Origin of the sequence: Limnobacter sp. (genome assembly GCF_964228395.1) — a bacterium.
GTDB lineage: Bacteria > Pseudomonadota > Gammaproteobacteria > Burkholderiales > Burkholderiaceae_B > Limnobacter.
This window is the reverse complement of record NZ_CAXQZX010000081.1, coordinates 12,670-34,004: the sequence shown is the minus strand read 5'-3', so window position 1 is coordinate 34,004 and position 21,335 is coordinate 12,670. Positions and strand designations below refer to the sequence as shown.

Annotated in this window: 23 protein-coding genes; 20 read left to right on the top strand and 3 right to left on the bottom strand. The window is 57.8% G+C overall.

Features of this window, described 5'->3' with window-relative positions; translation table 11 throughout:
• Nucleotides 1-70: 70 nt before the first annotated feature.
• The 5 genes from ACEQU8_RS06650 (at nt 71) to ACEQU8_RS06630 (ending at nt 5,058) form a co-directional block, all read left to right on the top strand.
• A complete protein-coding gene (locus ACEQU8_RS06650) occupies nt 71-1,576 on the top strand; it encodes a hypothetical protein (RefSeq protein ID WP_370262429.1) in 1,506 nt (501 codons plus the stop codon).
• Between the two features lie 114 nt (nt 1,577-1,690).
• Nucleotides 1,691-3,052 carry a DUF1329 domain-containing protein gene (locus tag ACEQU8_RS06645; RefSeq protein WP_370262428.1) on the top strand — a complete coding sequence of 454 codons (1,362 nt, stop codon included), beginning with the start codon at nt 1,691-1,693 and terminating at the stop codon, nt 3,050-3,052.
• Between the two features lie 59 nt (nt 3,053-3,111).
• Nucleotides 3,112-3,642, top strand: coding sequence for a YaeQ family protein (locus ACEQU8_RS06640; protein ID WP_370262426.1), 531 nt, complete (start codon nt 3,112-3,114; stop codon nt 3,640-3,642).
• Nucleotides 3,643-3,771: 129 nt separating this feature from the next.
• Nucleotides 3,772-4,422, top strand: coding sequence for an NYN domain-containing protein (locus ACEQU8_RS06635; RefSeq protein WP_370262425.1), 651 nt, complete (start codon nt 3,772-3,774; stop codon nt 4,420-4,422).
• A gap of 27 nt (nt 4,423-4,449) precedes the next feature.
• The gene (locus ACEQU8_RS06630; protein ID WP_370262424.1) at nt 4,450-5,058 is read left to right on the top strand and encodes a flavin reductase family protein; all 609 of its coding nucleotides are present in this window, start codon (nt 4,450-4,452) and stop codon (nt 5,056-5,058) included.
• Nucleotides 5,059-5,078: 20 nt separating this feature from the next.
• On the opposite strand, the gene ACEQU8_RS06625 is transcribed toward ACEQU8_RS06630, so the two are convergent.
• Complete coding sequence (locus ACEQU8_RS06625; protein ID WP_370262423.1) at nt 5,079-5,750, bottom strand: GntR family transcriptional regulator; 672 nt, start codon at nt 5,748-5,750, stop codon at nt 5,079-5,081.
• 167 nt (nt 5,751-5,917) lie between these two features.
• On the opposite strand from ACEQU8_RS06625, the gene ACEQU8_RS06620 reads away from it, so the two are divergent.
• The 15 genes from ACEQU8_RS06620 to ACEQU8_RS06550 all read left to right on the top strand — a co-directional run bounded on the left by ACEQU8_RS06620 (nt 5,918) and on the right by ACEQU8_RS06550 (nt 18,336).
• On the top strand, nt 5,918-6,634 hold the full coding sequence (locus tag ACEQU8_RS06620; RefSeq protein WP_370262421.1) for a haloacid dehalogenase type II: 717 nt from the start codon (nt 5,918-5,920) through the stop codon (nt 6,632-6,634).
• A 12-nt stretch (nt 6,635-6,646) separates the two neighbouring features.
• The gene (locus tag ACEQU8_RS06615) at nt 6,647-7,399 is read left to right on the top strand and encodes an Asp/Glu racemase (protein ID WP_370262419.1); all 753 of its coding nucleotides are present in this window, start codon (nt 6,647-6,649) and stop codon (nt 7,397-7,399) included.
• Between the two features lie 98 nt (nt 7,400-7,497).
• Nucleotides 7,498-8,514 carry a TRAP transporter substrate-binding protein DctP gene (gene dctP / locus ACEQU8_RS06610; RefSeq protein ID WP_370262418.1) on the top strand — a complete coding sequence of 339 codons (1,017 nt, stop codon included), beginning with the start codon at nt 7,498-7,500 and terminating at the stop codon, nt 8,512-8,514.
• Nucleotides 8,515-8,595: 81 nt separating this feature from the next.
• Complete coding sequence (locus ACEQU8_RS06605) at nt 8,596-9,132, top strand: TRAP transporter small permease (protein ID WP_370262417.1); 537 nt, start codon at nt 8,596-8,598, stop codon at nt 9,130-9,132.
• 2 nt (nt 9,133-9,134) lie between these two features.
• Nucleotides 9,135-10,475: a TRAP transporter large permease gene (locus tag ACEQU8_RS06600; RefSeq protein ID WP_370262415.1), complete on the top strand. Its 1,341-nt coding sequence runs from the start codon at nt 9,135-9,137 to the stop codon at nt 10,473-10,475.
• Between the two features lie 17 nt (nt 10,476-10,492).
• A complete protein-coding gene (gene mdcA / locus ACEQU8_RS06595; protein WP_370262414.1) occupies nt 10,493-12,154 on the top strand; it encodes a malonate decarboxylase subunit alpha in 1,662 nt (553 codons plus the stop codon).
• A 20-nt stretch (nt 12,155-12,174) separates the two neighbouring features.
• On the top strand, nt 12,175-12,498 hold the full coding sequence (mdcC, locus tag ACEQU8_RS06590) for a malonate decarboxylase acyl carrier protein (protein WP_370262413.1): 324 nt from the start codon (nt 12,175-12,177) through the stop codon (nt 12,496-12,498).
• On the top strand, nt 12,488-13,387 hold the full coding sequence (locus ACEQU8_RS06585; protein ID WP_370262411.1) for a biotin-independent malonate decarboxylase subunit beta: 900 nt from the start codon (nt 12,488-12,490) through the stop codon (nt 13,385-13,387). Before mdcC ends, ACEQU8_RS06585 begins: the two co-directional genes overlap by 11 nt.
• Complete coding sequence (mdcE, locus tag ACEQU8_RS06580) at nt 13,384-14,109, top strand: biotin-independent malonate decarboxylase subunit gamma (protein ID WP_370262410.1); 726 nt, start codon at nt 13,384-13,386, stop codon at nt 14,107-14,109. The genes ACEQU8_RS06585 and mdcE overlap by 4 nt, the downstream gene beginning before the upstream one ends.
• Nucleotides 14,102-14,809, top strand: a complete 708-nt coding sequence (gene mdcG, locus ACEQU8_RS06575) for a malonate decarboxylase holo-[acyl-carrier-protein] synthase (RefSeq protein WP_370262409.1) — start codon at nt 14,102-14,104, stop codon at nt 14,807-14,809. Before mdcE ends, mdcG begins: the two co-directional genes overlap by 8 nt.
• The gene (locus ACEQU8_RS06570; RefSeq protein ID WP_370262407.1) at nt 14,806-15,735 is read left to right on the top strand and encodes a triphosphoribosyl-dephospho-CoA synthase; all 930 of its coding nucleotides are present in this window, start codon (nt 14,806-14,808) and stop codon (nt 15,733-15,735) included. Before mdcG ends, ACEQU8_RS06570 begins: the two co-directional genes overlap by 4 nt.
• Nucleotides 15,732-16,649, top strand: a complete 918-nt coding sequence (locus tag ACEQU8_RS06565; protein ID WP_370262406.1) for an acyltransferase domain-containing protein — start codon at nt 15,732-15,734, stop codon at nt 16,647-16,649. The genes ACEQU8_RS06570 and ACEQU8_RS06565 overlap by 4 nt, the downstream gene beginning before the upstream one ends.
• A gap of 12 nt (nt 16,650-16,661) precedes the next feature.
• Nucleotides 16,662-17,483 carry a sulfite exporter TauE/SafE family protein gene (locus tag ACEQU8_RS06560; protein WP_370262405.1) on the top strand — a complete coding sequence of 274 codons (822 nt, stop codon included), beginning with the start codon at nt 16,662-16,664 and terminating at the stop codon, nt 17,481-17,483.
• Nucleotides 17,484-17,558: 75 nt separating this feature from the next.
• The gene (locus ACEQU8_RS06555; protein ID WP_370262403.1) at nt 17,559-17,879 is read left to right on the top strand and encodes a lysozyme; all 321 of its coding nucleotides are present in this window, start codon (nt 17,559-17,561) and stop codon (nt 17,877-17,879) included.
• Nucleotides 17,880-17,904: 25 nt separating this feature from the next.
• Nucleotides 17,905-18,336: a hypothetical protein gene (locus ACEQU8_RS06550; protein ID WP_370262402.1), complete on the top strand. Its 432-nt coding sequence runs from the start codon at nt 17,905-17,907 to the stop codon at nt 18,334-18,336.
• Here the strand turns inward: ACEQU8_RS06550 and ACEQU8_RS06545 are convergent.
• Together ACEQU8_RS06545 and ACEQU8_RS06540 are read right to left on the bottom strand one after the other, a co-directional pair.
• Complete coding sequence (locus ACEQU8_RS06545; RefSeq protein WP_370262401.1) at nt 18,333-19,355, bottom strand: acyltransferase family protein; 1,023 nt, start codon at nt 19,353-19,355, stop codon at nt 18,333-18,335. The two genes, ACEQU8_RS06550 and ACEQU8_RS06545, sit on opposite strands and share 4 nt — an antisense overlap.
• Before the next feature lie 16 nt (nt 19,356-19,371).
• Complete coding sequence (locus ACEQU8_RS06540; protein WP_372521233.1) at nt 19,372-21,324, bottom strand: esterase/lipase family protein; 1,953 nt, start codon at nt 21,322-21,324, stop codon at nt 19,372-19,374.
• Nucleotides 21,325-21,335 lie beyond the last annotated feature (11 nt).

The window sequence follows — 21,335 nt, the reverse complement described above, 5'->3', positions numbered from 1 at the left end:
TAATGTGGTGGCATTAAAGCATACAAATTGCTGGCTGCACAATTGACCAGCAAAAATTGGAGACAACACCGTGGGCAATTTATGGATAGGCCGCACCGCCTGGGCGGCTGCATTGGCAATGGGGCTGACGGCCTGCGTTGGTGGGGAGCCTGCCGTGCCTGGGTCTTCCGGGGGTGCGGGGGAGTCGGGCAGCAATGCACCGTCGGCCACGCTCACCCAAGAGCGCCTGCAGCAGGCTTTTGCGGGCATGCAAAATGGTCAACCGCCCGTGGGGCTGGGGTGTGGCTGGTTTGCGGCCTCCGATGCCGACAAAGCCAACGTTGCCTTTCCCGATAGCGAGGCCAAGTATTGGGTGGCTGCCGCGCCTGTGACCCCCCAAACCCGGGTGCGTATTGATGGCCGCTATCCCGATGCGCGGTATTTTTCTTTCAATGCTTACGACGCCGCCGCCCGCCCCACCGATGCGCTGGCGGATTTTGAGCTACGACCCAATGCGGGCTCTTCCAATCCCTTTGATGCGGGGCAGCCTCAAGCCAAGGGGGGCAGCTACACTGCTTATTTGCAATATGGCCCATCGCCCACCCAGGACCCAGCGCTTACCCGCGCAGCCAATACTTTTTACACAGGCGAGGTGGGTGCAGGGCCTGCGCAGTTGCCCAATGGCTTGGCCCTGTTCATCTACAGGGTGTATGTGTCGAAGGCGGGTGAGTTTTTTGATGGGGGCGTGGGTTTGCCCACGCTCACGCTAGAGACTGCTGATGGCAGCCGCAGCCTGGGCACCTTGCCCAACTGTGAAGAGCCCCTGCTGCCCAACCTGGGTGGCTTTGCGCCCGCTTTGGGCCTGAATGAACGGCTGTTGGGGCTGGATTACCCCAATGAGTTGGCCCTGCCATTCCCCACCGCCACCTACCCGCCCACCACCGCCAAATTTTTTGGCTTGGGCGATGCGGGTTTGCGCATTGCGGGCAATGTGGTGGGCACGCAGGCGGCCAATCAGCAATTGGGCGGTCGCTTCGATTCTGGCTCAGGCGGTTTTTTAAGCAATATTCACAACGCCTACACCACCACAGGTTTTTCCCGCCGATACGGCAGCTTGGCCCTGGTGCGCGCCAAGGCCCCCAGCTTCAAAGGCCAGGCCGAAGTGGGTGAAGGCCAAGAGGGTTTGCGCTATTGGTCTTTGTGTGGCAACGAATTTGCCACCCAGCGCTACACCGACTGCGCGGCCGACTATCGGGTGCCCTTGGATGCCAACGGGTACTTTACGGTGGTGATTTCGGACCCTGCCGACCGGCCCGCCAATGCCACTGCGGCCAACGGGTTTTTGTGGTTGCCTTGGGGGCCGTACCCCGACCACCTGCTGTTGTACCGCCACATGCTGAACAACCCGGCATTTAAAGAGGCCATCCAGAATGTAGAGTATGGCCAGCCTTTGGCCGAGGTGATGGGCGAGTTTGCCCCCGTGGGCAGTTATTGCCGGCCCGCCGTGTTTGTGCAGAGCAATCAGCCGGCGCAAACCTTCGCCCTGTGCGCCAAAGACCAGGCCGACAACCCTCCCGCCCAAGTGGCCGGGCGATAATGCAACTTAAACTTGCATCGAATTTGCTCTGCGGGCAGTATCAGTTTTTGAATTGCAGTGCGTTATATCCATTACAACAACCATAACAACCAAACCATCATGAGGAGACTTTTCATGGCAGTTGCAGGCAAGCAGTTCAATTGGCGCTACGGGGTATTGGCCCTGGTTTCTGGCGCTGCGCTCTCGTTTGGGGTGTCGGCCCAGGCCAACGACCTTTCCGAACTGGGCAAATCACTGACCCCCATTGGGGCAGAAAGAAAGGGCAATGCAGCAGGCACCATTCCCGAATGGACCGGCGGCTTGGTCACCCCACCCAAGGGTTTTGACCCCGACAAAACCGGCTACGTCGACCCTTTTGCTGACGAAAAGCCATTGTTTACCATCACCGCGGCCAATATGGCGCAGTACCAGGCCAACTTGACGGCTGGGCAGATGGAAATGATGAAGCGCTACCCCAGCTACAAAATGAATGTGTACCCCACACACCGCACAGCCGGTTACCGGCAGTCGGTGTATGACGCGGCCAAGGCCGAAGCCCCCGGTGTGAAGCTGGTGGAGGGTGGCAACGGGGTGGTGGGCATTAAAAAGTCGAATGTGCCATTCCCAGTGCCCAAGAGCGGGATCGAGGTGATTTGGAACCACAACTTCCGTGACCTGGGCGGCTCGTTTACCCGTTACTCGGCCGACTTCCCCGTGCAGTCTGATGGTTCGTTCACCGCGGGCAAACGGGTTGAAACCGTGTCTTTGGCCTCTTACATGGACAACCCCGAGCCCAACCGCATTTTGTACTTCATGAACCAAATCACAGCGCCTGCCAACTCGGCTGGTGAAGTGGCCTTGGTGCACGAGCCCATCAACCAGGTGGAAGAGCCCCGCTTGGCCTGGCAGTACAACCCAGGGCAACGCCGTGTAATCCGTGCGCCCGAATTGGCCTACGATTCCCCCGGGATTGGCGCCGATGGGCTGCGGACCAACGACGACCTCAACGGCTTTAACGGTTCACCAGACCGTTACGACTGGAAGTTGATTGGCAAAAAAGAAATGTACGTGCCCTACAACAACTACCGCATGGCCGATCAAAAGGTGAAGTACAGCCAGATCATCCAGAAAAACCATGTGAACCAAGACATGGTGCGTTACGAGTTGCACCGTGTTTGGGTGGTTGAAGCCACATTGAAGCCCGGCAAGCGTCACATTTATGCCAAGCGCGTGTTCTACATCGACGAGGACTCCTGGGGTGTATTGGCTGCTGACAAATACGACAGCCGCAACACCTTGTGGCGTGTTCGTGAAATCTGGGGTGTACAGGCTTACCACGCACCCACCTTCGCCTCGGCTGGCGAAGTGATTTACGACTTGCAGGCTCGCCGTTACCTGGTGGGCGGTTTGACCAACGAAGAAAAATTTGCTGAATTTGGCAAGAAGTACAGCCCAGCCGACTTTTCTACCGCTGCACTGCGCCGCATGGGTCGCTAATTGCCCCTGAATGGCTGATAATCGCGGCTTGATCTTCTTCAAGCCGCGATTTTTTATTTATGGCCCTTGGCGCAACCATCTACAAGGCCCAGCTCGACATCAGCGACCTGGACCGCCATTATTTTGCAAGCCATGCGCTAACCCTGGCCCTTCATCCCTCTGAAACCGAAGAGCGCCTCATGGTGCGCTTGCTGGCGTTTGTGATGAACGCCGATCAAGACCTGCAATTTGGCAAAGGCATTTCCTCAGAAGGCGAGGCCGCGGTGTGGAACATCGACCCCACCGGGCGCATCCGATTGTGGGTGGAAGTGGGGCAGCCCGACGAAACCCGCGTGCGCAAAGCCTGTGGGCGAGCCGACGCCGTGGTGGTGTATTGCTACAGCCGCGCTGCCGAGGTGTGGTGGAAGCAAAACCAGGAATGGCTCAACAAACTCGACAAGGTGACCGTGGTGCAACTGGCGGTGGAGGACACCCAAACGCTGGCAAGCCTGGCCCAGCGCAACATGGTGCTTGCTTGCACCGTCCAAGAGGGCTTGGTGTACATCAACGAAGCCAGTGTGCAACCTGTGGTGTTGAAGGCGGTGGGTTAGTCAATCATGGAGTTTCTTGACATCGCTTGAATTTGCGACTACTCTTCGTTGCGTACTCACCTACGGCGTGCCGTGGGCCCAAAAAGCCACCAAATTTTTGGTGGCTTTTTGCTTTATGGGTCTTAGGTCATGAAAACGTTTGTCTATATCGATGGCTTTAACCTGTATTACCGAGCTTTAAAAGGTACTGCACACAAGTGGTTGAATCTCGAGGGGCTTTGCCGTGCTGTATTGCCCAGTGCTTGTGACATTGCGCAGATCAACTACTACACAGCAAGGGTGACAGGCCGCATCAATCCAAATTCACCGAAAGACCAGCACGCATACCTAAGAGCCCTGGGTACTCTTGAATCGGTGCGTATTCATTACGGTTCTTTTCAAACACAGGACAAATGGATGCGATTGGCCGAGCCGCTTGGGTTTCGACCTCCTGGTGGTATTTCGGCACCTTTGCCGCGATACGCCAAGGTGATCAAAACAGAAGAAAAGGGCTCCGACGTCAACCTGGGGGTGCATCTGCTTAGGGACGCTTTGACCGGTGCCTTTGAGCACGCTGCGGTCATCACCAATGACACCGATCTTGCTGAGCCACTGCGAATTGTAAGTCATGAATGCGGAAAACCGATCACATTGATTTCTCCGGTTTCTAGGCCAGCACAAACATTGGTTGACTTGGTAAGCCATGTTCGTCATCTTGATGGCTACCTTTCGGGCAATCAGCTCCCGGCAACGCTGCAAGATCTCAATGGCCGAGCAATTGTCAAGCCCTCAGATTGGTAAGCAAGTTTTCTTCCTTTAAGATCTTTTATGTATTTCAACACGTCAAACACCGCACCTCGCGACAACTATCAGCTACTCACCGGGGCGGTGGTGCCTCGGCCCATTGCCTGGGTGAGCACACTGAGCGAAGACGGTGTAGCCAACTTGGCGCCCTATTCATTTTTTACCGTGGCCAGTTGCAAGCCACCCGTGTTGTGTGTGGTGCAGGTCAACCCCCGCGACCGTGCTGAAAAAGACACGCTAAGCAATTTGCAAAGCACACGCGAATGTGTGGTAAACATCGTGAGCCATGTGTTGGTGGATGCCATGAACACCAGTTGTGCAGACTACCCGCCGCAGGTGGATGAGTTTGAAAAATCTGGCTTGCGCAAATCCCTCAGCAAGGCCGTGGCGGCCCCGGGCGTGGAGGAGGCCCTGGTTCGGTTTGAGTGTGCTCTGCGGGAAATCAAGCCCATTGGCGAAGGCCCCATGGCGGGCACCATGATGTTGCTCGATGTGCTGGGTGTGGAGGTGAATGAAGCTGCACTTCGCGATGGAAAAATTGCCCACGACTTGCTCGATGCTGTGGGCAAGCTGGGTGGGGATGGGTATTGCACCACGCGCAGCCATTTTGACCTAAAACGCCCGCAGGTTTAACGCCGCTGGCGTGTGAAGGCCTAAGCCGCCGACTTGGCATGCAATAGAGGCAGCGTGGCCACCAAATCTGCAAAGCGCTGGCCCTGAACCATCACGTGCTTGCGCAGCAGCTCGTTGGCGGTTTCGCCATCGCCTTTCAAAATGGCCTGCACAATGGCCTCATGCTCATCCAGCGAATTTGAAATTCGGCCACGCACGCGCAACTGCAGTCGGCGGTAGGGGCGCAATCTTCTGCGCAAGCCCCAGGCCTGTTCCATTAAAAATTCGTTGTGGCTGCCGCGGTAAATCACGCCGTGGAACTTGTCATTGAGCTGGTAGTACTCGTCGGGGTCACCGCCTTTTTCCATCGCTGCCTTGCATTCTTCATGGGTAGCCACCAGTTCTTTCTGTTCTTCATCGGTTAGTCGCCGGGCTGCCAAACGGCCGCACATGCCTTCAAACTCGCCCATCACCTCAAACATTTCCACCAGTTGCTGGGCAGTAAACTGCGCCACCACCGCGCCACGGCGGGCACGCATTTCGACCATGCCGGCGGTGGCCAACTGGTTGAGTGCTTCCCGAATGGGCGTGCGCGACACACCAAAGCGCTCGGCCAGTTCGGTTTCGTCCAGATGCTCGCCCGGCAGCAGCTTGCCGAAGGCAATCAGTTCTTCAATCTGGTCTCGCACATCTTCTGAGAGCTTTTTCTTCATAAGGGCAATTGAAAAAATTAAACAGCACCATTGACAATGTATACGTCAAAATATAGTCTTGTATACAAGAAATACAAAAACGCATACAAAAAGGCGTTCTGTACATACATCATAAGTGACCGCAGCCAGCAGCACAACGGTTTTGCGGCGCCTCAGGAGACATAAGGATGGAAGCACGCATGGGCGTCAAAGCCTTGGCTTTCGATGTGTTTGGCACGGTGGTCGATTGGCGCGGCAGCGTGGCCCGTGAAGCCGCGGCGCTGGCCGCGCAGTTGGGTATTCAAACCGACCCCCTGGCTTTTGCCGATGCCTGGCGTGCGGGTTATGCCCCGGCCATGGATCGGGTGCGCAAAGGCGAGCTGCCCTGGATGCACATTGATGCCCTGCACCGCATGATCCTGGACTCCATCGCAGAACAATTTGGGTTTGGCGGGCTTAGCGAAGCGCAGCGCCAGCACCTGAACACCGTGTGGCACCGCCTCACGCCCTGGCCCGATGCGGTGGCCGGCCTCACACGGCTTAAACAACAGTTCACCATCACCACGCTGTCCAACGGCAATTTTTCGCTCCTCACCGCCATGGCCAAAAATGCTGGCCTGCCGTGGGATTGCATTGTGTCGGCTGAACTGTTCCAGCACTACAAGCCTGACCCCGAAACCTACCAAGGCGTGGCCCGCTTGTTGAACCTGCCCACCAGCCAAATGATGCTGTGCGCCAGCCACCCCAGTGACCTGCGTGCCGCGCGGGCCCAAGGCATGAAGACGGCCTACGTGATGCGCCCCTTTGAATTTGGTGAGCATGTGCCCCTGCCCAAAGTGGAGCCGGGTGAATTTGACTGTGTGGCGCAAGACTTTGTTGACCTGGCCCGCCAGCTCGACGCTTAAATGGAGTACCCCATGAAAACGAATTACCGGATCGGGCAAATTGTGCCCAGTTCCAACACCACGATGGAAACTGAAATTCCCGCCATTCTTCGAGCCCGTGAGGCCGTTGAGGCCGAGCGTTTTACCTTCCATTCCAGCCGCATGCGCATGCAGCACGTGACCAAAGAGCAATTGGCCAAAATGGACGCCGATTCTGACCGTTGTGCGCTGGAGCTGGCCGACGCCCGCGTGGACGTGTTGGGCTACGCTTGCCTGGTGGCCATCATGAGCATGGGCTTGGGTTATCACCGTCAGTCCGAAGAGCGCCTGCAAGGCCGCACCGCCGAGGCTGGGGGCCCTGCGCCAGTGGTCACCAGTGCGGGTGCGCTGGTGGATGGCTTAAAAGCCATTGGAGCCAGAAAAATTGCCATTCTCACGCCCTACATGAAGCCGCTCACCCAGTTGGTGGTGGATTACATCGAACACGAGGGCGTGGAAGTGGTCGACAGCATTTCTTTGGAAGTGCAAGACAACCTTGAAGTGGGCCGCTTGAATCCCCTGGCCCCCATTGAGCACACCAAAAAACTGAACACCGCCAACGTGGATGCCATTGTGGCCTCGGCCTGCGTGCAAATGCCATCACTGGCCTCCATTCAAGCCATCGAAGATCGCCAGGGCTTGCCTGTGTTGTCTTCCTCGGTGGCAACCACTTACATGATGTTAAAAAAATTGGGTCTGAAGACCTATGCACCTGGCTTCGGTTCGCTGTTGTCGGGGAAGTATTGAACGGGTCAGACCTGGCACCGTTCGGATGTGAAGGCCATTGCGGCGGGGCGTTTTGCTCTTTCCGCAATGTTCATTAGAAGCAAAGAGGAGACCATCTCATGCGTTTTATGTTCAAACCCCTGGTGGCTGGTTTAACCGCCGCCGCACTCACCTTTGGCATGGCCAGCACCGCCTCGGCCCAAACCACCCTGAAAATTTCTCACCAATTCCCGGGTGGCACCGAAGAAGAAGGTGATTTCCGTGACCGCTTGGTGCGCAAGTTTGCCCGCCAGGTGAGCGAAAAAACCAATGGCGAATTGAAATTTGAAATTTACCCCGGCGCATCGCTGGTGAAAACATTCGCCCAGTTCGGTGCCATGCAGCGCGGCTCGGTGGACATGATCCTGCTGCCACTGGCCTACGAAGGCGGCAAAATTCCCGAGGTGAACATCACCCTGATGCCCGGCCTGATCACCAGCTACGAGCAAGGCCACCGCTGGAAAAACCAGCCCATCGGCAAAGAGCTTGAAAAATTGTTGGAAAGCAAAGGCGCCAAAGTGATCACCTGGATTTGGCAAGCCGGCGGCATTGCATCCAAGAAGAAAGTACTGGCCCCCGATGATGTCAAGGGTGTAAAAATCCGTGGTGCTTCCAAGCACATGGACCTGATGCTCAAGGGCGCAGGCGGCTCCATCACCAACGTGCCCTCCAACGAGGTGTACAACGCCATGCAAACTGGCGTGCTGGACGCAGCGGTCACCTCAAGCACCTCCATCATTTCTTTCCGTCTGGAAGAAGTGGGTGATCACCTCACCGATGCCAGCCAGAATTCCTTCTGGTTCATGTTTGAGCCTTTGATGATGTCCAAGGCCACCTTTGACCGCTTAACGCCTGCCCAACAAAAGGCAGTGATGGAAGTGGGAGCAAGCCTGGAGAAATTCTCGATTGAAGAATCGAAGAAGGACGACATGCGCGCCGCCGAAGTGTGGAAGAAAGCCGGCAAGCAGGCTTATGGCATGGACGATGCCACTTTCGCCAAGTGGCGCGCCGTGGCAGAGCAAACCGCCTGGAAAGACTTCGCTGAAGAAGTCAAAGACGGCAAAAAGTGGTTGGACATGGCCACTGCCGTGAAGTAAACCGATTGGGTTGAACTTGCATAAACCACCGGGCCGCCCGCAGCGGTGCGCCCGGTGTACAGGGCTCTCTTGGAGGCAATTATGAACAACCCAGTGTGGCGTATGTTCAGCGGCACAGTGCGCGCCATTAATCAGTTGATGGCATATATCGCAGCCGCACTCATCGTGATTTGTTCTTTCGTGCTGGTGTACGAAGTGATTACCCGCTACGTGATTTCAGTATCCAACGACTGGGTCATCGAGCTTAGTATTTTTATGTTGATCGCAGCCACTTTTTTGGCTGCTGCGCACACCCAGCGTGAGCGCGGGCATGTGGGCATTGAGGTGCTGGACGAAGTCATGTCCCGCAACGCAACCCGCTATCGAATTTTGTTGGGCGACATTTTGTCGTTCTTCTTTTGCGGCTTGGTGGCTTACCTGTCGGCTGAGTACGGGCTTGAAGCCTGGGAAGGCCAGTGGGCCACCAGCTCTACTTGGGGGCCGCCCCTGTGGATTCCGTATGCCTTCATGGCCTTGGGCATGTTCCTCATGACCCTGGAATTTTTAATCCAGATTGTGCATGGCTTGGCCGGTGTTCCGCCTGAGCTGCCCAGCCACAGCCACGCCAAAGGAGACTGAACATGGGCGTTTTGGAAATCGGGCTGATTTACACAGCCCTCACCTTGGTGCTGTTGTTCTCGGGCATGCCCATCGCATTTGCGCTGGGATCATCGGCCGTGATCATCATGTACTTCTTCATGCCCTCCAACAACATCGGGCTGATTGCAGAAACCATCTTCAGTGAGCTGGAAAACTTTACCCTGCTCACCATTCCGCTGTTCATCCTGATGGGCGCAGCCATTGGCAAGACCCGCGCTGCCGTGGATTTGTACGAGTCGGCCTACCGTTGGTTGTACCGCATGCCGGGCAGCCTGGGTGTGGCCAACGTGGTGGGTTGCACCATTTTTGCAGCCTTGTGTGGTTCAAGCCCAGCCACCTGTGCTGCCATTGGCGGCATGGGCATTCCCGAGATGCGCAAGCGTGGTTACACCGGGGCCCTGGCCTCCGGCTTGATTGCGGCGGGCGGCACCTTGGGTATTTTGATTCCCCCCAGCATCACCTTGATTATTTATGGCGTGATGGCTGAACAGTCCATTGGTGAGCTGTTTGTAGCGGGCATCATCCCGGGCATGTTGTTGGCATTGTTGTTTGCCGTGTGGGTGGTGATCAAATTCATTCGTGATCGCCATGAGTGGATGAAAACTGCCACCCCCGCGCAAATCGCCGAGTTGGCCGACAAGGAACATTTCACCTGGAAAGAAAAAATGGAGGCCCTGCCTCGCCTGCTGCCTTTCCTGCTGTTGATTGCGCTCATCATGGGCGCCATGTATGGCGGCTTTGGAACACCCTCCGAAGTGGCGGGTGTGGGCGCAGTGGCCGCGTTGGTGTTGGTGGTGGCGCTGTACAAGTGCTACGACTGGGCCTCGCTGAAAATGATCTTCACCGGCACCGCCAAAGAAAGTTGCATGGTGATGATGATCATTGCCATGTCCTTTTTGTTCACCTATGTGATGAGCTACCTGCGCATCAGCCAAAGCATGGCCGAGTGGTTGGTGGCCCTGGAAATGTCCAAGTGGTGGTTGCTGTTCTGGGTCAACATCCTGATGCTGGTGATGGGGTTCTTCTTGCCCCCAGTGGCCATTATTTTGATGCTCACCCCAGTCATTTTGCCGCCGATTCTGGCTGCTGGTTTTGATCCCATCTGGTTTGGCATTGTGATGACCATCAACATGGAGTTGGGTTTGATCACCCCCCCTGTGGGCCTGAACCTGTTCGTGATCAACGGCATTGCGCCAGACATTAAATTTGGTGAAATTTTGCGGGGCATCATCCCCTTCATCTTGATCATTTCTGGCTACATTGTGCTGCTTGCAATCTTCCCTGAAATTGTGACCTGGCTGCCAGATCAGTTCTACAAGTGATTCAAAGGACGGGTGCAATGAACTCAACACAGAAGGACTGGCGTACCGGGCAACAGTCCAAAGCCAAGCGGCTGGCCCGCGCTGCCCAAGCCTTGGGGCAGCCGGGTAAGCGGGTGGTGGCTGAACAAGCCACTGCACTGCTGCAGGCGGTGATCCAGCCAGGCGACCGGGTTTGCCTGGAAGGCAACAATCAAAAGCAGGCGGATTTTTTGGCGCAGTGCCTGGCCAAAGTGGACCCCACGCAGGTGAACAACCTTCACATGCTGCAGTCGGTGGTGGCCTTGCCTGAGCACACGGCGCTGTTTGACAAAGGCATCGCCCGCGAGATTGATTTTTCTTTCTCGGGCCCACAAGGCGCGCGCTTGGCCAACCTGGTGGCGGCAGGCAAAATCAAAATCAACGCCATCCACACCTATCTGGAATTGTTTGGCCGTTACTTTGTGGATTTAACGCCCCATGTGGCCTTGATTGCCGCTGAAGCCGCCGATGCACAGGGCAACTTGTACACCGGCCCCAACACCGAGGACACGCCCGCCATTGTGGAGGCCGCCGCCTTTAAAAATGGCATTGTGATTGCCCAGGTGAACGAAATACGCGACACCTTGCCCAGGGTGGATGTGCCCGCGGCGTGGGTAGACTTTGTGGTGCAGGCGCCGCGCCCCAACTACATCGAACCCTTGTTCACCCGCGACCCGGCGCTGATCTCAGAAATTCAAGTGCTCATGGCCATGATGGTCATCAAAGGCATTTACGCGGAGTATGGTGTCAAGCGGCTGAACCACGGCATTGGTTTTGACACCGCAGCCATTGAATTGCTGCTGCCCACGTACGGCGAGCAACTTGGTTTGAAGGGCAAAGTGTGCACCAACTGGGCGCTTAACCCGCACCCTGCGCTCATTCCCGCCATTGAGGCTGGCTTTGTACAAAGCGTGCACAGCTTTGGCAGCGAGTTGGGCATGGAAAAATACATTGAGTCCCGACCGGATGTGTTTTTTACCGGGGGCGATGGCAGCATGCGCAGCAACCGCGCGTTTTGCCAGGCGGCAGGCCATTACGCCTGCGACCTGTTCATCGGCTCCACCCTGCAAATAGACACCTATGGCAACAGCAGCACCGCCACCAAGGGCCGCATTGCCGGTTTTGGTGGAGCGCCCAACATGGGCGCCGACGCACGGGGGCGCCGCCACGAAAGCGAAGCCTGGGTGAAGGCTGGGCGTCAGGCGCAGGTCGACCCCCAACAAATACCGCGCGGTCGCAAGCTGGTGGTGCAAATGGTTGAAACCTTCCGCGAACACATGGCCCCGGCCTTTGTAGAGCGGCTGGACGCCTGGGACCTGGGCGACAGCATGGGTTTAAACAACCCGCCCGTGATGATTTTTGGCGAAGACGTCAGCCACATCGTGACCGAGGAGGGCATTGCCAACCTGCTGCTGTGCCGCACTCCAGAGGACCGCGAGCAAGCCATACGTGGCGTGGCAGGCTACACCGAGGTGGGCTTAAAGCGCAACAAACGCAAGGTCGAAGAGCTGCGTAGCCGCGGCATTATTCAACGCGCCGAAGACCTGGGCATCGCCCGCCGTGAGGCAAGCCGCGACCTGCTGGCCGCCAAAACCGTGAAAGACTTGGTGCGTGCATCGGGTGGGCTGTACAACCCGCCCAGCCGGTTTAGAAACTGGTAAAGCGCAAAAGGACAAACACCATGAGCATGGAACATTTGAATTACACCTTGCCCAGCAAATCACAAAGCCACCAGCGCGAGGCCGTGTTGGTGGGGGTCACCGCCAGCGGCAATTGCGAAGTGCTGCTAGAGCCAAGCAGCGATGCCCAGCATTGCACTGTGCAAGTGCACACCTCAGCGCGCGGCTTTGGCAACATTTGGCAGGCGGTGCTTCACGACTTTGCACAACGCAGCGCCGCGGGTGGTTTGAACATCGAAATTCACGACGTGGGCGCCACCCCGGCGGTGGTTAGCCTGCGTCTGGACCAAGCCATGGAGGCATGGGAGAACACACATGGCCAATAGTTACCTGGAAGCCAGCGCACGCGAGCGTGTATTGGGTCTGCTTGATGCCGGCAGTTTTGAAGAAATCTTAAAGCCCGCAGAGCGAGTCAGCAGCCCGCACATGGCGCTCTTGGAGCAGCCCGTGGCCTTCGACGATGGCGTGATCATTGGCCGCGCCACACTGGACGGGGCAAATGTGTTGGTGGCCGCGCAAGAAGGCCAGTTTTTGGGGGGAGCCATCGGTGAGGTGCATGGTGCAAAAATCACCGCCCTGATTGAATTGGCCCTGCGTGAAAAACCCGCCGCCGTGGTGCTGCTGTTTGAAAGCGGCGGGGTGCGCTTGCACGAGGCCAATGCCGGTCTGATCGCAGTGTCTGAAATCATGCGGGCCGTGTGTGCCGCGCGCGCCAAGGGTGTGCAGTTCATCGGGGCCATTGGGGGGGCCGCCGGGTGCTTTGGCGGTACAGGGTTGATTGCCCGTTGCTGCGATGTGCTCATCATGTCTGAAGAAGGGCGCTTGGCCATGTCGGGCCCCGAGGTCATCGAGACCGTGCACGGTGTTGAAGAATTTGATTCGCGCGACCGCGCCTTGGTGTGGCGGGTCAGTGGCGGCAAGCACCGCCACGTCATGGGCGATGTGCAAGCCTTGGTGGCCGACGATCTGCAAGCCTTTCGCCAAGCGTTAACACACGCCTTGCAAACCAACGCCGCACGGTTCGACTTAAAAAGCCTGGAGGCCGAGCACGCCATGTTGCAGCATCGCTTGAACCACTTTGGCGATTGCCGCGATGCCAAAGACATTTGGCAGCGCTTGGGCCTGCCCTCGGCCGAGGCCTTGGCGCTGATGCCGGCCGATGAATTTGTAAGCACCACGGCCAGGGCCCGCGAGCAAGCCAGGGGGCAAGCATGAACCAAGAGCGCGTATTGCAAGACCTGTTTGGCGGCACTTTCAAGGCCCATGTTCAACAGGCAGATTACTTTCAGGGCACAGCCCGCGTGGGCCAGCAGCCCGTGATGGTCATTGGCACAGCCAACAAAGCCGAGGTTGGTGCCGACATGGCCCTGGCCATGGCGCGAGTCGTTCTTGATGTGGTGGCTGAAGGGCAGGGCCTGCCCATTGTGTTTGTGCTGGACACCCAGGGCCAGCGGCTGCGCCGCCGCGATGAGCTGATGGGTTTGAACGCTTACATGGCGCACCTGGCCAAGGCGGTTGAATTGGCCCGGCAAAACGGTCACATCATTTTGAGTGTGGTGTATGGTGAGGCCGTGAGTGGGGGGTATATCAGCACCGGCATGATGGCCGATGCCTGCTACGCCCTGGCCCAGGCCGAAATTAAGGTCATGAATCTGCCCGCCATGTCGCGCATCACCAAAATTCCCCTGGAGCGCCTGGAGACCTTGGCCGAGCAGTCGCCCGTGTTCTCGCCCGGGGTGAACAACTACCTTCGCATGGGGCATTTAAAAGACGTGTGGCACAATGAGCCCGCTCGCCATTTGCAAGAGGCGCTGGCTGAATTACAAACACTCAGCCCCGAACAGCGCATGCGCGACCTACGAATCGCCCAAGGGAAAGAACGCGGTGGGCGCATTGCAGCGGCTGAGGTCATGGCCAAGGTGTTGGGCCATGCTTGAGCCACGCATGCAGCGCCACGATTTGGTGTGGATATCCCCAGAGGCCGTGCAGTATGCCCAAGCCGCTGGCCCCATGCCCATGGAGCCCACCCGGGCCTTGTCGTTGCTGCACCGTTGGGCGCATTGCAAATACCCCCTGATTGTGGCGCGGCAAGACAACCTGCCAGCCACGCACCCTGGCGATCGCTGGTTGAGGGTGGGTTTGGCCGAGCCACCAAGCTGGGGCAAGCGCCGCATGGGCTATCTTGTTCGGCGGGTTGATGTGCTGCTACATCGCCGCGGCCCCGCCCTGGGCGATGTACTGCACTGCTTGCCCCTGCCTTGGCAAAAACCAGCCAGCGCACTGGTGCAAGCCTTGGCTCACCTTCGGGTGCAAGCGCATGTGTTTGGTTCGGCAGCCATCCAATGCACCACCGATTTAACTTGCCTGCATGCAGGTTCAGACCTTGACCTGTTGTTTGTACCGCCCTCGTGGCCGGCAGCGCAGGCCCTGTGCCTTTTGCTTGAAGATTTGCGCAAGGCCCACCCCGCTTGCCCCATGGATGGAGAGGTTCTGAACCCCGACGGCCAGGCCGTGCATTGGCGCGAGTTGCTGAGCCGGCCCGACCAATTGCTGTGCAAAAGCCTGCAGGGCGTTCGCCTGCTTGATGTCGAAGAGTATTGCGAAGGCTTTGAGTATGCACCTGAGGCCCGCGCATGAACGGCCCGCGCATGAACGGCCCGCGCCTGGAAGAGTTGGCCCTGCATATTGACCACATGGCATGCCAGGCGTTGCGCGATGAAGTGAACCTCCCGTTAAAGCCCGGCTTGGTTTGCCCCCAGGACCCCGGCAGCCATGCGGACATGACTGCCAACACCTTCCTGCGCAGTGTGCATGCGCTACGGGGCTACTTCCACGATTGTTTTGTGTTGGGTTACCAAGGCGAAACGCTGCACCCGTTGCAGCAGCGCGGCCTGCTGGCCGAGCGCGCCATGTTGGCGGCCACCGAAGGTGTGAACACCCACAAAGGCGCCATTTTTTTGCTGGGCCTGCTTGCTGCGGCAGCCGGTGTGCAGTGGGCCAGGCAGGGCGACATCAACCCCATGCAACTGGGTGGTGTGGTGCAAACCGAATGGGGCGCAGCCATTGCGGTGGCCGGCGTACAGGCCAGCACAGCGCCGCACCTGGCCTGCTCACATGGCTTAAAGGTGAAAGCCAGCCATGGCCTGCCCGGCGCGCGCGAACAGGCGGCCCAAGGGTTCCCGGTGTTGTTTCACATCACCTTGCCCCAACTGTTGTGGGCACACCAGCAGGGCGCAGGCCCGCACCAGGCACGGCTGCACGCTTTGTACAGCACCATGGCGCGCCTGCCCGACACCAACCTGGCTCACCGTGGCGGGCTTGATGGCCTGAATTGGGCCCAGGCTCAGGCCGAATATTTTTTGGCGCGGGGCGGGGTGTTTGCACACGCTTGGGCAGTGCAGGCCCAGGCCATGTGCCAGCGCTTCAAGGCGCGCTGGCTAAGCCCGGGGGGATGCGCCGACCTGCTCTCGGCGGCTTTGTTTGTGCAGCGCTTGGGTGTGGTTTGCCACGCCACCCATGTTCAGCAGCATCAAGATCACCATGCAATATTGGGTGAACCATGAGCCTGTGCCTGCTGTGCCCAGGGCAGGGCAGCCAAAGCACCGACATGCTCACTGCCCTGCTGGCAGACCCCCTTGTTGCCCCATCTTTGCAAGCCTTGATGGGGGGGCAGACCGAGCACTGGCTGGCCGTGGCTGCCAACCCCCAAACCGCTTTTGAAAACCAACACGCCCAACCGCTGATTGTGATGGCTGGGCTTGCGGTGGCTCAGGCTTTGCAGGGGCAGGGCATCTGCCCAGGTCTGGCGGCGGGTTACAGCGTGGGGGAACTCACCGCACAGGGCGTGGTGGGGGCGCTGCCTGCTCACATTTGTGTGGCGCTGGCGCAAACCCGTGCCCAGAGTATGGACCAGGCCAGCCCCAGTGGGCATGGCATGATGGCGGTCAAAGGCGTGCGCCTGCCCGTGTTGCAAGCCGAGGTTGAGCAACATGGCTTGCGCATTGCGATTGTGAATGATGAACAACACGCTGTGGTGGCTGGCCCAGTGAAGGTGATGAAGCAAATCTGCCAAGGCTTGCAGGCACGCTTGGGGGCGCATGTGGTGCACCTCCCCGTGCATGTGCCCTCCCACACGGCTTGGCTGGCAAACGCCACGGCGCAGTTTGAGCAAACCTTGCAGCAAGCTGCTTGGCAAAGTTTTGAGGCCCCCGTGCTGAGTGCGTTGGATGGCAGCCCGGTGCACTCCCAGACCGAAGCCGTTCCCCGCCTGGCGCGGCAAATTTCTGAACCCCTGCAGTGGTCGCGCACATTGGATTTAAGCGCCGAAATGGGCGCAAGCGTGTACTTTGAGGTGGGCCCGGGCAACACCCTCACGCGCATGGTGCGCGAGCGTTTTCCGAATGTGGCTGCGCGCAGCATCACAGAATTTCAAACCCTGGCGGGTGCTGTGGCTTGGCTGCAGCAACATGTGGCTTAGGGCCTGCCAGGCATGGAATGGCTTAGCCATGTACTCACCCCAGAGGCGCTGGCCGCCTACGTACTCATCGGCGTGGTGGCAGGATTTCTGGCGGGCCTGCTGGGCGTGGGCGGGGGCAGTGTGCTGGTGCCCGCGCTGGTGTGGGCCTTCAAGCTGGCCCTGTTGCCGCCGGGCTGGGCTTTCCGCTTGGCCCTGGGCACTTCCATGGCCACCATCTTGTTTACGTCGGTGTCCAGTGTGCGCTCGCACCACCAGCACAGCGCCGTGCTGTGGCCCGTGGTTAAAAATTTTATACCGGGTATTTTGCTAGGCACCTTGATCGGCACGTTTCTGGCACGCCATGTGTCAACAGTTTTTTTAATTGTATTTTTTGCGGTTTTCATGGGCTTGGCCGCTGTGCAAATGTTCTTTGAATACAAACCCAAGCCAGGCCGTGTGCTGCCTGGTCGCTGGGGGCAAATGGGTGTGGCCACTTTCATTGGCACAGCATCTTCACTGGTTGCCGTGGGCGGCGGAGCGCTCACCGTGCCCTTTTTAACGTTTTGCAATGTGTCCATTAAAAATGCCATTGGCACTGCCTCGGCCATGGGTTTCCCCATTGCGTTGGGGGGCACCATCGGTTTTGTGTTCAATGGCTGGACCGCCCAAGGCCTACCCCCGGGCAGCCTGGGTTTTGTTTACCTGCCAGCGTTGGTGTTCACCGTGGTGGCCTCGGTGCTGGTGGCCCCATGGGGCGCCAGGGCAGCGCACGTGCTTCCAGCCAAACTGCTGCGCAAAGTGTTTGCGGTGGTGGTGTTGGGCATCGCAGTGAATATGCTCAGGGGGGTGGTGTAGCTCGCAAATACTTTGATGATTTGTCAATGGTATTGATCCCGCGTCTTGGGATCGTGCATTGAGGGGTGGGCTACCTTGACCAAGGTATCAATTTTCGCTTCCATTCAGATGTGTCTAAACTTCCGAGCACGCGTCACTCTGCGGCAAACAAAGCTTAATCAGTCTCAGTTTGATGCCTTGGTCAGCTTTGTTTTCAACGTTGGTGTGGGAAACGCTCGCACCACCTTGGCATTCGCCAATGCCGGTGAGTTCAAAAAAGTCGAAGAAGAAATGAGCCGGTATGTATTTATTACATTGAAGGATAAAGCTGGAAAGCCCTCCAAAAAGCAGCGGTCAAACGGCTTGGTAAACAGGCGCAAGCGTGAGGTTGTCCCTTTTCAACAGTCGAACCATTGATCAACTCAGAACCGCTAGTCAATTCATGAGAATAGTTTTAGCTACCTGCTTGTCAGTTCTTGTTTCAGCCTGCTCAGTCAAAAACGACTCCAGCCTCAAACTTATTGCTCAATGGCAGGTTACCGAGATAGTCGCCTCGGCCCCGATCGTTGGGCTTGATGAAAATGAATCAACCGCGATCTTGGGCCGTTTGCTCTTCGTAAAAAAGGACAGGCTAGAGTTTTTAGGAGAGACGTGTCATTACAAAGAAGTAATACCAGCCGAAAAGTCAATCGCAGCTTTCTTGAATGAATATGCGCTGGACCAAGCCATCGAGAACGAGCTCGATGGTGCGACTTTGATGAATATCGCTTGTGAAGGCGACTTCGTTTTGGACCACATTGTGGTGAGCGAAGAAAGGGTTTGGTTTGTTTGGTACTGCGTGCTGTTGGAAGCCCGCAAGGCTGGGCCAGCTTAAAGGCGATTTTCCACCCCCCAATACAACAACCACCCCGCCGCCACACTCACGCCCCAAGTGAGCAAAAATGCAAGCAACATGGGCACAAAGCTGTTTAGGCCCAAGGCAATCACCATCGAGCTGGCCAACACGGCCAGTCCGTAGTGAATCAAAAACACCGAGTATGAAATATCGCCCAGCCACCGGATCGGCCCCTTGGTCAGATGGGCGACCATGTGTTCTATGCGCTCACTGTGCATCAGCAGTAGCGCCACTGCACCGGTGAGCAGCAGCCGCTCACGCCATTCAATCCATAGGGCAATTGTCAGCAAGCTCACCACACCAAGGCTGCCAAGCAGTAACTTGTTTTCGCGTTGTGCCCAGTGGGCCAGCACGCCCATGCCGTACGCGCCAAAAAAATACCAGGCCCACTCATCGTGCCCGGCGTGGCGGTTGTACCACCACAGGGAGGCCACGGTTGTTGCGGTCGCTAGCATCAGCATGGCGTGTTTTGCCTGCAGCCCGTTTGGCCAAGCCAGCTTTTGGCCAAGCCATCCGAATAACATCAGCAGGAAAAACAGTTGCAGGTCAATGGCCACATACCACACCCCGGCAGACAAGGCTTCTACCTCGACAATGTCGTGCAGCAAAAACACATGGGCCAATACTTGCGTTGGTGTGGGTGACTGCGCCACTTCGCCATGTACAGCGATGCGGCTGGCCAGCCAATTCAATAACACCGCCACTGCAATGGCCACCCAAAACGGTTTGGCCAGGCGAAGGTATCTTTTTTTAAACAGGGGCCACAGCGCTACTGCGCGCTTGTTTTGCAGCATGCCAAACAGCGATTGAGTGGCCAAATATCCACCGATCACCAAAAAAATTTGCACCATGTAGCGGCCCTCGTCGGCCACCCAGCCCAACAAGGTTGGCCAAGCTTGTTGCAGCACCGGTGACATGGGCGTGTACAGCAGCAGGTGGTGCAGCACAATCAGTTGTGATGCAAGGGCTTTAAGCAAGTCGATGGTGGAGTTGCGCATGCAGGTTGCGGGGCGGTTAGGGTGGCAGGGCCACACCGGGCTCAATGGCCTTTAGATGCTCGCGCAATATGCGTCGAATTTCCACAATTGCCTCGGGTGTTTCTTGCACGCTGTGCCACGAGGGGACCACCAGTTCAGAAGCCGCACCATCCAGATACGCGCTGGCGTAGGGCACCACCCCATCGCTGCTGGCGGCCAGTGGCAGGGTGGGGGTGTTGTTGCCCATGATCGAATGGTAGGTTACGCGCGGCGAGATGGGCAGCTTGGCCGATTGACGCACAAAGGGGTCTTGGTCGCTCAGGTTGCTGATGCTGTTCAAGTTGCCAGTCAGGGGCACGTCGCTGGCGGAATCGGGCGCAACCAGCAGTTGAGCAATTTCACCCACCCGGTTTAAGACCGTGGCTGGCAGGCGAATCAAGCCCGACACAAATCGTGCAAAGTGGTTCTCGGCCATCGGGGTGCCGCGATGCGGCGCGGCAATAAAAACCGCGCGAGTCACTTGGGGCACCGGCTCAAACATCACAAAGGGCCCCAGCTTTTGCTTCAGGCGCGCTTCCCGGTCTGGGCGTACATCGTATTGGTCCAGAAAGGCTTCCCACAACTGGTCTCCAGAACTGGTCACCATCAGCCGGGCCAACACGCCGCCCATGCTGTGCCCAACCAACACCATGTCGCGCGAGGCACGCCGTGTGCCCTGTGGGTCAAAGGTGATTAGCGTGGTTTGCAGCGCGTCTCGAATCGATTTGTTGTTGAAGGCCAGTGGCAGGTTGGTGGGGTAGTACACCTGCCAAATCTGGAAGTTCTCTCGAAGGGCTTCGTCGCCCAGCACCTCGTTGGCCACGTTCACCCACGCCTCGGGGCTGCTGGCCAGGCCATGCAGCATCACCACGATGCGGCGGTTGGGGTCAAAGGGCTGCATCAAGTAAATTCGGGGTTGCTCAAAAGCTTCGCTTCGGCCAATCAAGGTCAACAGGCTTTCTTGGGCAAAGCCAGAGCGCGCCAGCCACAGCCCGTAGCCCGCGGTGAAATTGGCGGCCAGGGGCACTCGTATGCCGCGCACATCCACGCTTTGCGCCTTGTAGGGGTCAAAGCCCGCCAGCTCGGCGTTCTGGGTGTTTAATACGTCATTCAGGCTGCGACCCGGAAAATGCAGCATCACGGTCAGTGAGGGGAAGGGGGTTTCACTCCAACTCACGCCGTCGTCCTCTTTGGCCAGCACTTTGTCGGCAAACACAGCCACCAGCTCGGCACCCAAGCCATCGCGGCGGTATTGGTTGCGCACGCCATTGAAAGTGAGCGAGGCCGCCGCCATCAGCTCTTTGGGCAGGGTGCCCTTGCGGTTCAGGGTGAGGCCTGCTGTGCTGCCTTGCACCGTCCAGCCGTCAAAGTCGAGCGTGTAAGTGCTCTGGGCCGACACTGATTTTTCAAGCGCGTCTCGGTAGCGGTTAAACAGGCCCACCACAGCCTGTTGGGTTGCAAAGTTGTAGTAGTCGCGCACCTGGGCTTGCCGGTCTTCCAGCGCGCGAAGGTCGGGTGTTCGTCCAGTAAAAAACAGGTAGGCGTAGGCGTGCCGAGCGCTTTCAAGGTAGGCCTTTAAAATGTCGGTCTGAAGTCTCTCATTCGCGCGCTCCAGCTTGGCCACCTCGGTGAGTTGTAGGGCCTCACGCAGCCAAAGCTCAGACAAAGCAGACATGCGTTGCTCGTCGCCCAAACCGATCGTTTCTTTGAGTGTGGTTTTGCAGACCTCAAAATTGGCCTTGCATCGCGCATTGTCAATGCCCACCACCTGCAGTGCGGTTCGGGCCGATGCACTGAGCTCCCCGGTGGTGATCACATCGCCACGTCGGTTGCTCAAGTATTCTTGAGTGCTCACCGAGCCCACACTCACCATGGCGCAACCCTGCACACCCAACAACAGGGCAAGCAGTGCAAACAGGCCGACCCCACGCCTGGCGGAGCGGGCTGGCATGGGGGCTGGGA

Bases quoted from the DNA above. Each gene is read 5' to 3' on its own strand.
- ACEQU8_RS06560 (WP_370262405.1), top strand. From the start codon at position 16,662: ATGGAATGGCTTAGCCATGTACTCACCCCAGAGGCGCTGGCCGCCTAC.
- ACEQU8_RS06625 (WP_370262423.1), bottom strand. From the start codon at position 5,750: ATGAAGAAAAAGCTCTCAGAAGATGTGCGAGACCAGATTGAAGAACTG.
- mdcC (WP_370262413.1), top strand. From the start codon at position 12,175: ATGAGCATGGAACATTTGAATTACACCTTGCCCAGCAAATCACAAAGC.
- dctP (WP_370262418.1), top strand. From the start codon at position 7,498: ATGCGTTTTATGTTCAAACCCCTGGTGGCTGGTTTAACCGCCGCCGCA.
- ACEQU8_RS06600 (WP_370262415.1), top strand. From the start codon at position 9,135: ATGGGCGTTTTGGAAATCGGGCTGATTTACACAGCCCTCACCTTGGTG.
- ACEQU8_RS06585 (WP_370262411.1), top strand. From the start codon at position 12,488: ATGGCCAATAGTTACCTGGAAGCCAGCGCACGCGAGCGTGTATTGGGT.
- ACEQU8_RS06630 (WP_370262424.1), top strand. From the start codon at position 4,450: ATGTATTTCAACACGTCAAACACCGCACCTCGCGACAACTATCAGCTA.
- ACEQU8_RS06615 (WP_370262419.1), top strand. From the start codon at position 6,647: ATGAAAACGAATTACCGGATCGGGCAAATTGTGCCCAGTTCCAACACC.
- ACEQU8_RS06645 (WP_370262428.1), top strand. From the start codon at position 1,691: ATGGCAGTTGCAGGCAAGCAGTTCAATTGGCGCTACGGGGTATTGGCC.
- mdcA (WP_370262414.1), top strand. From the start codon at position 10,493: ATGAACTCAACACAGAAGGACTGGCGTACCGGGCAACAGTCCAAAGCC.
- ACEQU8_RS06635 (WP_370262425.1), top strand. From the start codon at position 3,772: ATGAAAACGTTTGTCTATATCGATGGCTTTAACCTGTATTACCGAGCT.
- ACEQU8_RS06550 (WP_370262402.1), top strand. From the start codon at position 17,905: ATGAGAATAGTTTTAGCTACCTGCTTGTCAGTTCTTGTTTCAGCCTGC.
- ACEQU8_RS06565 (WP_370262406.1), top strand. From the start codon at position 15,732: ATGAGCCTGTGCCTGCTGTGCCCAGGGCAGGGCAGCCAAAGCACCGAC.
- ACEQU8_RS06620 (WP_370262421.1), top strand. From the start codon at position 5,918: ATGGAAGCACGCATGGGCGTCAAAGCCTTGGCTTTCGATGTGTTTGGC.
- ACEQU8_RS06540 (WP_372521233.1), bottom strand. From the start codon at position 21,324: ATGCCAGCCCGCTCCGCCAGGCGTGGGGTCGGCCTGTTTGCACTGCTT.
- ACEQU8_RS06545 (WP_370262401.1), bottom strand. From the start codon at position 19,355: ATGCGCAACTCCACCATCGACTTGCTTAAAGCCCTTGCATCACAACTG.
- ACEQU8_RS06570 (WP_370262407.1), top strand. From the start codon at position 14,806: ATGAACGGCCCGCGCATGAACGGCCCGCGCCTGGAAGAGTTGGCCCTG.
- ACEQU8_RS06605 (WP_370262417.1), top strand. From the start codon at position 8,596: ATGAACAACCCAGTGTGGCGTATGTTCAGCGGCACAGTGCGCGCCATT.
- mdcE (WP_370262410.1), top strand. From the start codon at position 13,384: ATGAACCAAGAGCGCGTATTGCAAGACCTGTTTGGCGGCACTTTCAAG.
- ACEQU8_RS06640 (WP_370262426.1), top strand. From the start codon at position 3,112: ATGGCCCTTGGCGCAACCATCTACAAGGCCCAGCTCGACATCAGCGAC.
- mdcG (WP_370262409.1), top strand. From the start codon at position 14,102: ATGCTTGAGCCACGCATGCAGCGCCACGATTTGGTGTGGATATCCCCA.